Below are 14,084 nucleotides of genomic sequence, written 5' to 3'. Positions count from 1 at the left end.
CCGCACGCAGATAACAGTAATTAAACCTACAAAGTAAAGCCTGCGGAAAAAATGTTTGACACCAACCCAACCATGCGATGAATCGTTCTAATTATTATGACACCGAAAAGCATTGAAACGTTGCATTAGTTGCAAAAAATTTTCTTCCCTCAGGGAATGACTCCGATTTTCCAGGATACCAGATACAAATTTTCCTTCAGATTAGGCTGATGGCGATAAGCGTTCAGCAGCTGATAATGGAGGTCCGGCCCCATGAAAATTTGTCCCCGGCCTACAGGAAGGATCAGGGAACCCGACAATAATGCACTTACGTTCCATTTGCGCAGCTGGTTATCATCAGCCATGTAGCGCTGATAAGCAGGCACATACAAATATTGCTGCTGATGCAGGGCCAGATCCACACCCGCACCCCCATTTACCTGCCATTGCATCTTCCCGAATAATTTTCCGCGATAGCCCGCAAAAACAGGTAATTCTATGTTTACCTGCTGATTGACGAGCGTGGTATACTGATCGGGACTCAGCAAGGCATTAGGATTATAAGCACCGTAAACCGTGGAAAGCTGAGCCGGCCCGCCGCCGGGCACATTCATTGGGCTTGAATTTCGGGCATAGGCAGCTCCGGAAAGATTCACAGCCTGAATATGATATTGAAAAGCCAGCAGCTGCACACCTGAACCCAGAACGATTCTTTTGTGTAAGGTTGTCTGGACTTCGACTCCCGCTGTATAGGAAAAAGCCGGATCGTGGCCAAGGGCAGTAGAAGGAATATAGTTGCTAACAGACCTTCGCATCAAACTTAGGGCAGGCGAGGGGGTGGCAGCAGGTTGCTGCACCAATTGCCGGTATCCTATACCCGGAGCAAAAGCAATTCGAAAAGCTATGGCCCGAGGATGCTGGCTGGTATCTTTCGGACTTACAGAAAAGCCCCAACCAGGAGGCAATTGCAGTATAGGATGCGGATTGTGAAGCTGTTCCCGGGGTTCTGACAGACTGAAAGCAGGAAGGGATTCCAGAGGAATACGGATCTGAGTTGAATTTTGATTTTTTTCGACCGAAACCGAATCCGTCTGAGAATTGCCGCCGGATTTTACCTGCTTCCACGCGGCAGTGAAGAATTGACCGGAAGCCTGTTGGTTTCGTAGCGCGGAATTTGGTTGGGTTCTGCCAGGAGGCCAGCTTTGTTTTTTCGCGGAAGTCGTTGCAGATAAGGAGGATTGTTCTCCAGTAGCCGGGAGGTTTCTTGCGGACACACCTTGTTGCTGTACCCATGGCTGTACCCTTTCGGGGGTGCGGTGCAGCATCCACCAGGTGGCACCACCCGCGCCCAATACCAGCAGCCATGTAGCGGCTATAGCCCACCTTCTTCGGTTACGGCGCCGGCGCAATCTCCGCTCAATAGCCTGCCAGCTGCCTTCGGCAGGCGTTAGCTCGAACTCGCGGGCTACCTGCCGTAGGCGCCTCAGCCACTCCTCTTCATGGAATTCTTCCTCACTGTTCATAAGTCGTGTAGTTTTTTATTCATATGGGGCGATATCCTTTGCTGATCGGCCGAAAGCCGGGCCTGTAGCCAGGCTCGTGCCCTGGCAAACTGTGACCGGGAAGTACCTTCATCAATTCCCAGCAATGCTGCAATCTCCCGGTGTGCATAACCCTCCACTACATGAAGGTTAAAGATTGTCCGATAACCTTTGGGCATCTGCAAGATCAGCTGTATCAACTCCCGCTCTTCAGCCGTGCTTTGTACAGCCATACTGTTTACCCGCTCCGTATCCTCCTCCTTTCGGTCATCGAGCGATATCCACTTGCGGCGACGGGTGTAATTGACAGCAGCTCTTACCATGATTCGGCGAATCCAGCCTTCCAGCGATCCGGCAAAACGAAACTGATGCAAATGCAGGAATACACTGATAAAGCCTTCCTGCATCACTTCCTCTGCATCCACCCGGTTACCCACATAACGCACACACAAGCCCAACATGCGCGGTGCAAACCGCTCATAAAGGGCCTTCTGCGCTTCCCTCCTGCCCTCTAAACAGGCTTGTACCAGCGCTCGATCATCCTGATATTCCGGCTGTCCACCCAATGGTTAAGGCTAATTATTAAGACAAATTACAATTTTAAAACGTTGCACCCTACCAGGCAAAAACCAACTTAAAACTTGCTGCAAAGGATTACAAATCACAGCTCTTGATTGGGAGAAATCAAACAGACCAGCAATTGGCATGTTTTTAGCTTGTTTTGGAATAGCATTTTCCGATTTTTGTGTAAAACTTCATGGCCATGAAATATTTGCTACACCTGAGCTTCTGGATTTTACCCCTGTGGATCACTGCCTGGAATATAAAGCCTGCAGCAGATCCTTTTGATGATGTAGTGAAAGCACTGAGGGCAGGCAACGCCACTGAATTAAGCCGGTATTTCGATAACATGATCCAGATCACCTTGCTCGACCAATCCAATTCGTACAGCAAGGCGCAAGCCACCATGATTCTAAAAGATTTCTTTTCCAAAAATCCCGTCAAATCTTTTCAGCTGATTCATGAAGGCGGGCAGGATTCCCGTTTTGGTATTGGCAGGATGGTTACCACGAATGGCACCTATCGCATTACTTTTTTCCTCCGCCAGCATGGACCTGATCAATATGTGTTGCAGGAAATCCGGTTTGAGGCGCAGACATGACAAAGTCCAGCCTACCCAGAAAATAGGCTTTTGCAATCACCCTTCCTGCGGCCTGGTTTTGCCTGCTTTCCGGAAGACAGAAAATATCTTTTCTTTGTACCTCCTATGCAACAGCAGCCTGATTCATCTGTACACATTTCTTACAACGAGCGCTTGCATCATTTTATCCGGGAGGCCCTTGACGAAGACATGGGGGATGGCGATCACAGTACCCTGTGTTGCATTTCGGCTCATCAGCAAGGATCGGCATTATTGGTTAGCCAATCGTCGGGCATCCTGGCGGGTGTTCAGGTGGCCATAGCTATTTTTCAGTGGCTGGATCCCACTTGTCAAATCCTGCAATTCAAAGAGGATGGCAACCCCATACAACCCGGTGAAAAAATCTTACAGGTAACCGGCCCCATGCGCAGTATTCTTTCTGCCGAGCGGCTGGTGTTGAACTGCATGCAAAGAATGAGTGGCATTGCCACACTCACCCGAAAATATGTGGATCGCCTCGCCGGAAGCCACACCCGCCTGTTGGATACCCGAAAAACCACACCCAATTTTCGCCTGCTCGAAAAAGAAGCTGTGCGAATAGGAGGTGGCGTAAACCACCGCATGGGATTGTATGATTACATCATGCTCAAAGACAATCATATCGATGCCTGCGGAGGCATACGTGAAGCCATTCGCCGGGCTAAAGCCTATATGAAGCAACACGGGCTGCAACTACCCGTAGAGGTAGAAACCCGCAACCTGCAAGAGGTAAACGAAGCCCTTGAAGAAGGAGGTATTCAGCGCATTATGTTCGACCATTTCAGTCCAGCCCAGGTCAAACAAGCCGTTCAACTGGTAAACGGCCGTTGTGAAACGGAGGCATCAGGGAATATTGAGCTGGACAACATTGCGGCCTATGCCGCCACTGGAGTAGATTTCATCTCGGTAGGCGCCATTACGCACCAGGCCGTTAGCCTGGATATGCATCTGAAATATCTTCCCCCAGCCAGCTAATGTGTATTTTGCCTCTATGATGATGCCAGACCCCAAAGCTGTTTCCCGTATCCGGTTGATCATCAATCCTCGCGCCGGTCATCGGAAGCGCCGTTCTCTTCTCCGTGTATTGGAGGCGGCGCTGCTGAAACTACGCATAGACTATGAAATCTGCTGGACCTCCTATGCGGGTCATGGCCGCGAGCTGGCTGCCGAAGCTATTGACCGGGGACTCGCCTTTGTGGGCGTGGTGGGGGGCGATGGTTCAGTTAACGAAGTGGCAACAGCCTTTGCAGAAGCTGCATCGAAAAATGTAGGCACGCGGCTGGTTATCATTCCTGCCGGCAGCGGCAACGGGCTCGCCCGCGCGCTGAACATTCCGCTTTCACCCCGGAAAGCAATCGAACTGATCCACAGCGGCCATATCCGATGGATTGACGCCGGCATCGCCAACGGCAGATACTTTTTCAGCAACGCCGGCGTGGGATTCGATGCTCTTATCGCCCGCCGGTTTGCCGGCCATACCCTCCGCGGTATCCTGACCTATACCTGGCTGACCCTCGCCTCTTTTCAAAAATACAGGGCCAAGAAATATACGCTCATCCTTGACGGAGAAATCCTTCAGGAAAGGGCCTTTCTCGTTGCCGTGGCCAATGGCAACCAGTTTGGCTATGCCTTTAAAATTGCCCCCCACGCCAGCCCCGACGATGGCTGGCTGGAAGTGTGCATCATCCGCCCCCTGAACTGGGCATCCCTGGCCAAGCTATCCATACAGGCCCTGCGGGGTAAGCTCCAAGATTCAGAAAAACAAGTTCGTTTTTTCCGTGCCAAACAGCTCACCATCCAGCGCAAAAAAATCATCAAATGGATGCAGGTGGATGGTGAGCCTGTGGATATCCGCAACCTGGGCCAGGTAGAAGTCAGGCTCCTGCCCCGGGTTTTGCCCGTCGTAGTGCCGGGATCTGAATAGCATGGCCTGCGCCAATCATAGGCCTGCTTTTGTGTAATCCGAATTTTCTAATTTTAGGTTGTGGTAGAAAAACTCCCTATCTCAGGTTTTGCTCAAACCCAAACCACTCATGAAAAAACAGTCTTCCCGATCTGGAATTGTGTATTCCACCGATCCTGATTTCTTCAGCAAAAATGAGGATGCAGATGCTCCGCAATATCCTGCACGGGCATCCCAAATCCTGTATATCAAATTAGATAACCATCAACGGAAAGGAAAAACGGTAACCCTCATTACAGGATTTGAACTTCCGGAACATGAACTCAAGCAAATTGCCCAGGGATTGAAAACCAGCTGCGGCACGGGCGGTACCCATGATGATAACAGTGTACTGCTGCAGGGCGATTGCCGGGAAAAAGCCCGGCAGTGGCTGTTGAAAAACGGATTTGCTAAGATAAAGGTGTAGCGGGCTGATCCAGCACAAATTCCAGCTGCCCAAAAGCCCAGCTTTTTCGCCCCTCTGCCGTATCCATGATCAGATGCCCATCGGGCTGCACTTCCCGGATAATGCCCCGGAAACGCTGCCCATCGCTTTCATACCAGGCTTCCCGATCCTTGCGATATAACCACTGATGATATTCCTGGACCAGTTCCTGGGTTTTCCCGCCCTGCAAATCCCGATACCGTTTCATGATCTGATCATATACCTCTTGCAAGACATCCTGCAACTCATATTCCTTGCCGGTAATCTGAGTCAGGGAAACGGGGTTGGGCAATTCCGGCGGGAATTGTTTCTGGTTTACGTTCAACCCAATTCCCACAACAGCATATTGCCAATATTGCCCCTTCCAGGTGTTTTCAATCAGGATACCACCTGCCTTTCTGTCATTCCAGTACAAATCATTTGTCCATTTGATGTAAAAATCCTGCTGGCAAATACGGGCCACCGCTTCCCTGAGGCCTGCGGCGACGGCCATACTCAACAGAAATGGCGGCTGATGGCTGATGACTGCCGGCTTCAGGATGATGCTTACTAACAGATTGGCGCGAGGTTCACTGATCCATCCTTTATTGCGCTGGCCCCTGCCGGCATGTTGCTGCAGGGCCTGAATGACAGTACCTTCCGGCAGACCCCCATGCTGAATCCGGGCCATGGCATAATTGTTGGTGCTGTCAACTTCATCCAATCGAATCAGGACAAATTCCATAGCTAAAAACGATTGGGGTTAATCACTAAATTTATGTAAAAATAGAGAGTGGAAGCAAACGAAGAAACACAAGACATCCTAATTTCGTATAGAAATTTGTTAACTTTGTTTAGAACCGTTTTTTGCCATTTTTATTATTCATTTTGATAAAAAACTAAAAATCAGGAAAGCTTGTTGGAATCCATATCTGCAACAACCCGACAGAGACATCACAAGTCCACGCGGCTTCACAAAAACAGCAAAATCATTACATCCATTATCCGGGCTATTCAGGAAAAAAAAGGGCAGCGTATTGTTTCGCTGGATCTCAGAAAAATTCCTGAAGCCATTGCCGACTTTTTTATCATTTGCGAAGCCGACAATTCCATCCAAATCAAAGCCATTGCCGAGCATGTGGAGGAATATGTAAAACAACAGGTGGGTGAATCTCCTTATCGGCAGGAAGGCTACAGCGCCCTGAAATGGGTGTTGCTCGATTACGTAAATGTGGTAGTACACATTTTTTATCCGGAAACACGCCAGTTTTACAAGCTGGAAGAAATGTGGAGTGATGCGGAACAAACTGAGTTTCCGGATGCTTGATATTCAAATTTTTAATGGTTTGACACGAATGCATTAAATATGGAAACAGGAAACGGGCTGCAGGGAAGGGGAACACCTAAAAATCCCCGGAGAGGTCCAAAATTCAATTTTTATTGGATTTACGTGCTGATTGCCGTGCTGCTGCTGGCTATGAACTTTTTTGATTTCCGCTCCAAACCCCAGGAAATCAGTTTTCAGGATTTTGCCAAAAATTATCTGGCCGACCATGACGTGGCCCGGCTGGACGTGATCAACGGCCGCCAGGTCGAAGTCTATATCAAACAAGACCGGCTGACACAGCCCAAATTCAAGGACGTAGCCCGCAACAACCTGGGCAACCTGAATCCGGGACCTCATTATGTGTTTACCATCGGCAATATTGAAACCTTCAATCAGGAACTGGCCGCTGCCGAGAAACAATACAATATTGCTCCGGAAGAAATTGATGTTACCTACCATGACCGGGGCGACTGGTTCACCCCATTTGTGAATATTGCCATTCCGCTGCTGATTTTCGTAGCCCTGTGGATCTTCCTGATGCGCAAGATGGGTGGCAGTTCCAGCGGCGGGGGGCCGGGTGGCATCTTCAACATCGGCAAATCACGGGCTCAGCTGTTTGAAAAAGGTACTCGTGTCAACGTTACCTTCAACGATGTAGCGGGCCTGGATGAAGCCAAGCAGGAAGTCATGGAAGTGGTTGACTTCCTCAGGAACCCGAAAAAATACACGGCACTGGGCGGTAAAATTCCCAAAGGCGCTTTGCTGGTTGGCCCTCCCGGCACCGGTAAAACATTGCTGGCCAAAGCCATGGCTGGCGAAGCACAGGTGCCCTTCTTCTCCATGTCGGGATCCGATTTTGTAGAGCTGTTCGTAGGTGTGGGTGCCAGCCGAGTGCGCGATCTGTTCCGCCAGGCGCGGGAAAAAGCTCCCTGCATCATCTTCATCGATGAAATTGATGCCATTGGCAGGGCACGGGGTAAAAATGTGATGATGAGCAACGACGAAAGGGAAAATACCCTGAACCAGCTGCTGGTGGAAATGGATGGCTTCAGCTCCGACAGTGGCATCATTATCCTGGCAGCTACCAACCGGCCCGATGTGCTCGACAGTGCTTTGCTCCGTCCCGGACGTTTCGACCGCCAGATTACCATCGATAAGCCTGACCTCATCGGCCGGGAAAAGATTTTTGAGGTGCACCTGAAACCTATCAAAAAATCACCCGATCTGGATGTTAAAAAACTGGCTGCCCAGACACCCGGTTTTGTGGGCGCCGATATTGCCAACGTATGCAACGAGGCTGCTCTCATTGCTGCCCGTAAAGGAAAGGTTTGTGTGGAGATGGAGGACTTCAACGATGCTATTGACCGGGTAATTGGTGGACTGGAAAAGAAAAACAAAATCATTTCACCCGAAGAAAAAGAAGTCATTGCCTTCCATGAAGCCGGTCACGCCATCTGCGGCTGGTTCCTGGAGCATGCCAATCCCCTGGTGAAAGTGACCATTGTCCCCCGTGGCGTGGCGGCCCTGGGCTATGCACAATATCTGCCCAAAGAACAATACCTCTACAACACAGACCAGCTCATGGATGATATCTGCATGACCCTGGGCGGCCGGGCAGCAGAGGATATCATCTTTGGCAAAATATCCACCGGCGCTCAAAACGACCTGCAGGTGATTACCAAGATGGCCTATGCGATGGTTACCGTTTACGGGATGAATGAAAAAATCGGCAACGTTTCATTCTACGACCCGCAAAATGATTACACCTTCAGCAAACCTTACTCTGAAGAAACAGCCCGGATGATTGATCAGGAAGTGCGCAACCTGATCGACAAGGCTTACCAACGAACCAAGCAGCTGCTGCAAAGCCGTCGCAATGAGCTTACCATCGTGGCCAGGGAATTGCTGAAGAAAGAAGTGTTGTATCAGGCTGATCTGGAACGGCTTATTGGCAAACGACCGTTTGAAGAGAAAAAATCCCACGAGCCGGAAGTGATTGTAGCGCCTCCGGACAATGTGGAGCCCGCAGATTTGATTAAACCTTCGCCATCCGTATCAGGGTCATGAAAGTTTCGCCTGCAAAAGAAAACATCCTGAAGCGTATCCGCAATGCATTGAGCCAACCGGTGCCTCTGCCCTTCCCCCAGTCGGAGGGCAACAGCCCGGTATTTGCCACTCCTCCCGAAAACCTGGATGTACATTTTGCCGAAACGTTTGTGAACCTGAACGGAAAGTTCATTTTTTGCGAAGACATGCAGGTGTTTGGCAAACAGTTTTTTGCCCTTTGTCAGCAGCAGGGTTGGAAACAAGTGCTATGCAGGGAAAAGCATTTGCGCGAATGGCTTGCAGCGGATGCGCATGCAGGTACCGCCATCTCTTTGCTCTCTTCCCTTCCACCCGAACAGATGGATGTAGCCCTTACTGGCTGCGAATGCCTGATTGCCCGTACAGGCTCTGTTGTACTCAGTGCAGGACAAGCCTCTGGCCGTATACCCTCTGTTTTTGCTCCCATACATGTGGTTGCCGCTTTTGGCGATCAGCTGGTGTGGGATATCCGCGATGCCCTGCAGCTGATCAAAGAAAAATACGGTGACTCCTGGCCTTCAATGTGCAGCCTCCATACCGGCCCCAGCCGCACGTCCGATATCGAAAAAACACTGGTCATGGGTGCCCATGGCCCGAAGGAAATGTACGTGTTTCTCATCGATCAGCCTCTTCCCCATCCATAGCTTTGTCAGCTCTGGATTCTTGACTATCTTGCCTGCCCAAGCCCTTCAGACCGTGGAGCTCTCAATGGCATTGCCCGAAAATCAAAAAATTTACTTCGCTTCGGATTTTCACCTGGGAGCGGGAGGAAAACAACTTAGCCTGCAAAGGGAAAAACTAATCGTGCAATGGCTGGAAGAAATATCGGCCGATGCTGCCCATATTTTCCTGCTGGGCGACCTGTTTGATTTCTGGTTTGAGTACAAATCAGTTATCCCCAAAGGCTATACCCGCCTGCTGGGTAAACTGGCAGAACTCTCAGACCGGGGCATCCCGATATCCGTTTTCATTGGCAACCACGACATGTGGATGGATGGTTATTTTGAAGAAGAATTTCATATTCCGGTGTATGATAGCCCGGTTATCTTACACTGTGAAGGGAAAAGTTTTTATCTCGGACATGGTGATGGTCTGGGCCCGGGCGACAGAGGATATAAGCTGCTGAAAAAAATCTTCCGCAACCCCCTCTGCAGAAAACTCTTTGCCATGCTGCATCCTTCCTGGGGAATAGCCATTGCCGATTTTTTCAGCCGCCAAAGCCGGGCTGCCACATCTACCGAAACCTTCCTGGGAGAAGACCGGGAATGGCTGGTGCAATATTGCAAGCAGGTACTTGCAGAGAGACATATTGATTATTTCATTTTTGGCCATCGCCATCTTGCCCTGGATATCACCCTGCCAGGAGGTAGCCGTTATGTCAACCTGGGCGATTGGCTCAGGTTTTATTCCTATGCTGTATTTGACGCCAGACAGGGGCTGCAGCTGTGCTATTATCCCGCCACGGTAAAAACTTTTTCTGCCGGCAACTAATGCTATTGCCATGAAAACGTTATATTCCGGCATTCTTTGCATTTGTTGGTCTTGCTACGCCTTTTCTGCCGCCGCACAGGCACCTGGGCTTTTCTTCCGGATCACCGACAGCTTTGCATTAAAGGCCCGCCAGGTGTACACAGACCCTTCCGGCAATTTGTACTGGATTAACCAGCAGGGTGTTTTCTTCAAAAAAGATGGGCAAGCTGACAGCCTGTATCAGTATACCAACTGGAGCACTGGCATTCCCGACCAGGCTGATGTAAGCAATCCGTTGCGCATTTTGCTTTTTTATGCCCATACCGGGCGCATTTATTTTCTCTCCAGATGGCTGACCTCCCAGTATGTACTCGACCTGAAAGCAAAAGGTATCCTGCAACCTGCTGCCATGGCTCTTTCCTACGACAACCAGATCTGGGTATATGATGCAGGGAATGGAACCTTGAAAAAAATAAGTCCGGACGGTAATCTGCTTCTGCAAAGTGCTCCTTTTAACCAGCTCATGCCCGGTCTGCTGCAACCTACGCGGATCATTGACCGCCATCAACAGGTATATCTTTATGATCCGCAACGAGGTATCGCTGTGTACGATGAACTGGCCAATTTCAAAACATGGATTCCGGTTGAAAATTCCCAATCGTTTGCGGTGACAGATGAATGGCTGTATGTACTCAAAGCCGATAGCCTGTATGTATTTCAGCCTCCTTTCAGACAATGGCCCGGCATTTCTTTGCCTGCTTATATAAAGCTCCGGGATATAGCCGTCTCACCCAATAACCACCGCCTGTGGGTGCTTGGCACCCGTGCCTTGTATACACTTCAGCTATCCATTGTGTCGAACAATTGAAACAATACAGGGAGCGCATGCAGAGAAGTAAAGGCCGGTACATGCCAGCGCAGATAATCCTGATAACGCAGGATCAGTTTTCGCCTTTGAGATTGCGTCAATGCAATAGCTGCGGCTTCATCGGCCGACGAACAGGCCAGCAGTCGGGCCGTAATCTCACTTTCTGCTGCATCCAAAAAATCCGGATGGGATGGAATATGCGTCAGATATACCCCCTCCCGTAAATCCAGATAAGGTCGATCGGCATGAAAGGTACGGGGCAAGCCAATGCCCATCCCGGCAGCCAGGTGCAAGGTAAAATATAATGGCAAATTGGCCACCGGGCCTTCGGTTGTATCCAGCCATCTAAGCTGCTTTTCGGTAAAATCATACAGATCCTTGAACGGTTGAGGCAACTGAAGCAGGCGTAGCAGCAATTCCGCAATGTAGAGCATGATAGCAACCCTTACAGGCTCGGACCCTATCTTTCGATACAGATAGCCATATTGTATTTCGGATATGCGTTGCAGGCTTTTGCGCGCATGATGATAAACCACCATCTCCAGGATCATGCCCGGCTGGAAAGAAGCAGCTTTCATCCTTGCTGAACCGGCGCTGCGTACACCATTTACCAGGTAACTCTGCACGCCCAGCTCTTCCGTGAAAACAGTAGCCACCACACTGGTTTCACCGTATTTGACGGCACGCAACACAATACCTCTCGTTTTCTGAAGCACAGCAATGCAGCATATTTTCGGACAACAAAGGTAGGGAGAACCTGTTGCTCTCTCTCAAGTTTAGTAGCTTTGCAACCCTAAACCCGCGTGAATGAGCTGGCAAAGATTAGCAAGCTGGATATTGAAAAAACGACTGATTCTGCTCTACCTTTTAGGCATATTGACCTGCATCATGGCTTACTTTGCCGCTCATGTGCAACTATCTTATGATTTCATCAAATCCATCCCGCTCAACGATCCCAAATACAAGCAATACCTGGCATTTAAAAAAACTTTCGGGGAAGACGGCAACCTGATGGTCATTGGCTATCAGACCGATCATTTTTTTGACTCTTCTTTCTTTCACGATTACCAGCAGCTGGTACAGCATATTCAGCAGGTTCCTTATGTGGAGGATGTGCTGAGCATCCCCACTGCCCTGAATTTGAAAAAAGATGACAGCCTGCATCGCCTGCAGGCCACCCTTATCTTTCCATCCGATTCGCTCAACCAGCGCGAATTGGACAGCTTGAAAAACGTATTTCTGTCCCTGCCTTTTTACAACGGACTGCTTTACAATCCGGAAACCCACAGCTATCTGATGGCTGTGCACATCAATAAAGATATCCTCAACACCTCCGGCAGAACCCGGATCATTGATGCAATTGAGCAACTGGCCGACAAATTTGGCCAGCAGCATCAGATTACCTGCTACCTGAGCGGGATTCCCTACATCCGCACCGTGATTACCAATAAACTTTCCCGCGAACTGCGTATTTTTCTTATCAGTTCTGTAGTGTTGACAGCCCTGATTTTGCTGTTGTTCTTCCGCTCGTTGTCAGCCGTGTGGATGTCCATGACAGTGGTACTGATTGGCGTGATCTGGTCATTGGCCACTATTGTACTGCTGGGTTATAAACTCACCATCCTCACCGGATTGATTCCACCTTTGATAGTAGTGATCGGCATTCCAAACTGTGTTTACTTTCTGAACAAGTACCACAGTGAATATGCCCGCCATCAGAACAAGGTCCGCGCACTGGTACGCATGGTGCAACGAATGGGCATCGTTACGCTTTTCACCAATCTTACGGCTGCCATAGGCTTTGGCGTCTTCTTCTTCACCCGGAGTGCCGTGCTGAAAGAGTTCGGAATCGTGGCAGGCATCAACATCCTATGGTTGTTTGTGATTTCGCTGGTATTCCTGCCGGCTATCCTGAGCTACCTGCCGGCACCAAAAGAAAAACAAGTTGACTACCTGGATAATCCGCTGCTGAATTGGGTGCTGAAACGGCTGGAAATACTGGTTTTTCATTACCGGCCAATGGTATATGCAGGCACAGTGCTGGTGCTGGTATTTGCCATCGTAGGTATCACCCGGTTGAACAGCGTGGGATATATCCTGGACGATGTGCCGCATCGCGACAGGCTGTATACCGACCTGAAGTTTTTTGAACGGAACTTCAAAGGGGTAATGCCCCTGGAAATCCTCATTCATACACATCATCCCAATGGGGTTGTATCCCTCGATCTGATGAACCGGATTGATGCATTCAGCCGATACATTGCCCGACAACCTGATTTTGCCCGCCCTATGTCGTATGTAGAAGGCATCAAGTTCGCCCGACAGGCATACTACGGCGGCGATTCTCTCAGCTATGCCATCCCCAACCAGTTTGATCTGGTGTTTTTAGCCCCCTACCTGCAGTTCAGGCCTTCAGCTTCATCTGCCGGCAATGGTTTTGAAAGACTTTTGCATGCTTTTGTGGACAGCAGCAAACAAATAGCCCGGCTGAGCATCAACATGAAGGATGTGGGCACACGCCGCCTGCCCGTGTTGTTGCAGGCTGTGCAAAAGAAGGCCGATTCCCTTTTCCCGCCCTCGCGCTATACTTTAACCTATACGGGTACATCGGTGGTGTTTCTGGAAGGTTCCCGCTACATCATCAACGGTTTGACGGACAGCATCCTGCTGGCTTTTGTACTGATTCTGGGTTGTATGTTTTACCTGTTTCGTTCCTGGAAAGTGGTGTTCATTTCCCTGGTTCCGAATATGATTCCCCTGGCTTTTACGGCTGGCGTGATGGGCTGGCTGGGGGTGCCGCTGAAACCCTCCACAGTGCTCGTCTTCAGTGTGGCTCTCGGTATTGCCATTGATGTAACGATCCGCTTTCTGGTCAATTTCAAACAGGAAATGCAGCTGGTGCATTATCAGATGTCGGAAGCCGTTAAACGAACTATCCACGACACCGGCATCAGCATCGTGTACACGGGGTTGATTCTGTTTGCCGGGTTTATGATTTTCAGCTTCTCAGCTTTCGGGGGCACCCAGGCCCTGGGCTTGCTCACCTCTCTGACACTGATCCTGGCCATGATCAGCAACCTGACTATTCTGCCGGCCATGCTCCTCTGGCTGGAAAAATCCCTGAAACGCAAAGCCCGTCGCCATCAGCTATGGCCCGCCGTGGATGAAGAAAAGGATCTCTCGCTGGAAGAACTTGGCCTCTCGGAATTGAATCATGACACCCGGCCTTCGTCAAAGGAAAAACAACCCCATGTGAAAAACTAAGCTG

Annotated in this window: 14 protein-coding genes; 10 read left to right on the top strand and 4 right to left on the bottom strand. The window is 49.9% G+C overall.

Translation table 11 applies throughout. The annotated features are described in order from the left end of the window. Positions 1-149 precede the first annotated feature (149 nt). Positions 150-1,502 carry a hypothetical protein gene (locus tag BM367_RS06290; protein WP_092459034.1) on the bottom strand — a complete coding sequence of 451 codons (1,353 nt, stop codon included), beginning with the start codon at positions 1,500-1,502 and terminating at the stop codon, positions 150-152. Further along, positions 1,499-2,086 carry an RNA polymerase sigma factor gene (locus BM367_RS06285; RefSeq protein ID WP_245759918.1) on the bottom strand — a complete coding sequence of 196 codons (588 nt, stop codon included), beginning with the start codon at positions 2,084-2,086 and terminating at the stop codon, positions 1,499-1,501. Before BM367_RS06285 ends, BM367_RS06290 begins: the two co-directional genes overlap by 4 nt. Before the next feature lie 197 nt (positions 2,087-2,283). On the opposite strand from BM367_RS06285, the gene BM367_RS06280 reads away from it, so the two are divergent. From BM367_RS06280 to BM367_RS06265, 4 genes are all read left to right on the top strand, one after another. Beyond that, positions 2,284-2,682, top strand: coding sequence for a DUF4783 domain-containing protein (locus tag BM367_RS06280; protein WP_177224131.1), 399 nt, complete (start codon positions 2,284-2,286; stop codon positions 2,680-2,682). Positions 2,683-2,712: 30 nt separating this feature from the next. Continuing rightward, positions 2,713-3,675, top strand: coding sequence for a carboxylating nicotinate-nucleotide diphosphorylase (gene nadC / locus BM367_RS06275; protein WP_245759917.1), 963 nt, complete (start codon positions 2,713-2,715; stop codon positions 3,673-3,675). Positions 3,676-3,691: 16 nt separating this feature from the next. After that, entirely contained in the window at positions 3,692-4,624 is a 933-nt protein-coding gene (locus BM367_RS06270) for a diacylglycerol/lipid kinase family protein (RefSeq protein ID WP_092459029.1), read from the top strand. 109 nt (positions 4,625-4,733) lie between these two features. Further along, entirely contained in the window at positions 4,734-5,069 is a 336-nt protein-coding gene (locus BM367_RS06265) for a translation initiation factor (RefSeq protein ID WP_092459027.1), read from the top strand. Here BM367_RS06265 and BM367_RS06260 read toward each other — a convergent pair. Then, on the bottom strand, positions 5,053-5,811 hold the full coding sequence (locus tag BM367_RS06260) for a biotin--[acetyl-CoA-carboxylase] ligase (RefSeq protein ID WP_092459024.1): 759 nt from the start codon (positions 5,809-5,811) through the stop codon (positions 5,053-5,055). The two genes, BM367_RS06265 and BM367_RS06260, sit on opposite strands and share 17 nt — an antisense overlap. A gap of 174 nt (positions 5,812-5,985) precedes the next feature. Between BM367_RS06260 and rsfS the strand changes: the two genes are divergently transcribed. Genes rsfS through BM367_RS06235 form a run of 5 tightly spaced genes read left to right on the top strand, consistent with a single transcriptional unit; the run spans position 5,986 to position 10,816 of the window. Further along, complete coding sequence (gene rsfS, locus BM367_RS06255) at positions 5,986-6,393, top strand: ribosome silencing factor (protein WP_092460937.1); 408 nt, start codon at positions 5,986-5,988, stop codon at positions 6,391-6,393. Positions 6,394-6,432: 39 nt separating this feature from the next. Next, the gene (gene ftsH, locus BM367_RS06250; protein WP_092459022.1) at positions 6,433-8,460 is read left to right on the top strand and encodes an ATP-dependent zinc metalloprotease FtsH; all 2,028 of its coding nucleotides are present in this window, start codon (positions 6,433-6,435) and stop codon (positions 8,458-8,460) included. After that, a complete protein-coding gene (locus BM367_RS06245; RefSeq protein WP_092459020.1) occupies positions 8,457-9,122 on the top strand; it encodes a LutC/YkgG family protein in 666 nt (221 codons plus the stop codon). Before ftsH ends, BM367_RS06245 begins: the two co-directional genes overlap by 4 nt. Positions 9,123-9,174: 52 nt before the next feature. Beyond that, entirely contained in the window at positions 9,175-9,969 is a 795-nt protein-coding gene (locus tag BM367_RS06240; RefSeq protein ID WP_245759916.1) for a UDP-2,3-diacylglucosamine diphosphatase, read from the top strand. A 10-nt stretch (positions 9,970-9,979) separates the two neighbouring features. Beyond that, positions 9,980-10,816 carry an NHL repeat-containing protein gene (locus tag BM367_RS06235; protein WP_092459016.1) on the top strand — a complete coding sequence of 279 codons (837 nt, stop codon included), beginning with the start codon at positions 9,980-9,982 and terminating at the stop codon, positions 10,814-10,816. Here the strand turns inward: BM367_RS06235 and recO are convergent. Continuing rightward, the gene (recO, locus tag BM367_RS06230; protein WP_177224130.1) at positions 10,789-11,532 is read right to left on the bottom strand and encodes a DNA repair protein RecO; all 744 of its coding nucleotides are present in this window, start codon (positions 11,530-11,532) and stop codon (positions 10,789-10,791) included. The two genes, BM367_RS06235 and recO, sit on opposite strands and share 28 nt — an antisense overlap. A 91-nt stretch (positions 11,533-11,623) precedes the next feature. Between recO and BM367_RS06225 the strand changes: the two genes are divergently transcribed. Next, the gene (locus BM367_RS06225; protein ID WP_092459012.1) at positions 11,624-14,080 is read left to right on the top strand and encodes an efflux RND transporter permease subunit; all 2,457 of its coding nucleotides are present in this window, start codon (positions 11,624-11,626) and stop codon (positions 14,078-14,080) included. The last annotated feature ends 4 nt before the right edge of the window (positions 14,081-14,084 follow it).

This window comes from Thermoflavifilum thermophilum, from assembly GCF_900116565.1.
GTDB classification, from domain to species: domain Bacteria; phylum Bacteroidota; class Bacteroidia; order Chitinophagales; family Chitinophagaceae; genus Thermoflavifilum; species Thermoflavifilum thermophilum.
The sequence above is the reverse complement of the archived record's forward strand: the minus strand, read 5'-3'. Positions and strand labels throughout refer to the sequence as shown.

What these genes read in the sequence shown, in the direction of transcription:
- BM367_RS06290 (WP_092459034.1), bottom strand. Translation starts at nt 1,502, where the DNA reads ATGAACAGTGAGGAAGAATTCCATGAAGAGGAGTGGCTGAGGCGCCTA.
- BM367_RS06280 (WP_177224131.1), top strand. Translation starts at nt 2,284, where the DNA reads ATGAAATATTTGCTACACCTGAGCTTCTGGATTTTACCCCTGTGGATC.
- BM367_RS06270 (WP_092459029.1), top strand. Translation starts at nt 3,692, where the DNA reads ATGATGATGCCAGACCCCAAAGCTGTTTCCCGTATCCGGTTGATCATC.
- BM367_RS06265 (WP_092459027.1), top strand. Translation starts at nt 4,734, where the DNA reads ATGAAAAAACAGTCTTCCCGATCTGGAATTGTGTATTCCACCGATCCT.
- BM367_RS06260 (WP_092459024.1), bottom strand. Translation starts at nt 5,811, where the DNA reads ATGGAATTTGTCCTGATTCGATTGGATGAAGTTGACAGCACCAACAAT.
- ftsH (WP_092459022.1), top strand. Translation starts at nt 6,433, where the DNA reads ATGGAAACAGGAAACGGGCTGCAGGGAAGGGGAACACCTAAAAATCCC.
- BM367_RS06245 (WP_092459020.1), top strand. Translation starts at nt 8,457, where the DNA reads ATGAAAGTTTCGCCTGCAAAAGAAAACATCCTGAAGCGTATCCGCAAT.
- BM367_RS06235 (WP_092459016.1), top strand. Translation starts at nt 9,980, where the DNA reads ATGAAAACGTTATATTCCGGCATTCTTTGCATTTGTTGGTCTTGCTAC.
- BM367_RS06225 (WP_092459012.1), top strand. Translation starts at nt 11,624, where the DNA reads ATGAGCTGGCAAAGATTAGCAAGCTGGATATTGAAAAAACGACTGATT.